Source organism: Cognatundibacterium crateris, assembly GCF_010078235.1.
Classification (GTDB): Bacteria; Pseudomonadota; Gammaproteobacteria; order Burkholderiales; family Burkholderiaceae_D; genus Undibacterium; species Undibacterium crateris.
Genome location: NZ_JAABOS010000033.1, coordinates 1 through 1,011 on the forward strand (window position 1 = coordinate 1; position 1,011 = coordinate 1,011).

Here is a 1,011-nt window from a genome sequence, read left to right on the forward strand (position 1 = left end):
CTGGATTTATACGCACGACTCTACGCTGTGGAACGGGAAGTCAGCTTGCTCGCCCCGGCGCAACGCTTAGCCATTCGTCAAACGCAAGCTAAGCCAGTTGCAGACGCACTACATCAATGGTTACTGGTTCAACGCCAGCGAGTCCCTGGCGGCGGTGCTACATTCAGGGCAATCGACTACAGTTTAAATCGCAGGTCGGCGTTAACCCATTACCTCAACGATCCTCAGGTGCCGATTGATAATAATTGGGTTGAGAACCAGATTCGTCCGGTCGCATTGGGACGAAAAAATTGGATGTTCGCTGGCAGCCTGCGCGCAGGAAAACGTGCGGCGGCGATCATGAGTCTGATCCATTCAGCCCGGCTCAACGGTCACGATCCTTACGGGTACATGAAGGACGTGCTGGAAAGACTACCATTACAATCATTCAGTCGCATCGGCGAACTACTTCCACACAACTGGAAGCTTGCTCAATCATTTCCATCATCCATATCAGAANACTTTTCGCCGAACCAAGACTTTGGACGAATAGCTCGTGCACGCTGCTACGCAATGCCATGCGTTCAACGCATTAGACCAATACTGTTATTGCAGTGTACTTTATCTCGAGTAATTGGGATATGGTAAGTCGATATTCCAGATACTTGTTTTGGAAGCTTAGAAACTACTTGGATTTAATTTCAGAGGAGCTGATTGACTTAATGAATAGGTTAAGAATGGCAATTTGTTGTAACGTTATTTGCTGAGCGAAGACTAATAAGGGCAAGAATTTTTTGCAAAATCTCAAAACATCAACAGAGGTATCTAAATATGAAAAATATTTCATTCAACTTTGGCTCCAGTACATGTTTGACTATTGGATTATTGATTTCATTAAGTTTCTCAAATATAGCTATGGCACAATCCTCATTGGACGTTAGTGATTCAGGTAAGGCTAAAGTTTTTTTTGTTTCCCCTCAAAATAATGTAATTGTTCGTGTAAACCTCCCCCAATCAGTGCCAGGTATTACT

1 protein-coding gene and 1 pseudogene are annotated in these 1,011 nt (G+C 44.2%); both read left to right on the forward strand.

Features of this window, described 5'->3' with window-relative positions:
* Nucleotides 1-462 (forward strand): annotated as a pseudogene (locus EYB48_RS18970) (IS66 family transposase); the annotation flags it as partial.
* A gap of 348 nt (nt 463-810) precedes the next feature.
* Nucleotides 811-1,011 (forward strand): hypothetical protein (locus tag EYB48_RS19330; protein ID WP_235935311.1); only part of this gene is annotated, 201 nt, incomplete at its 3' end.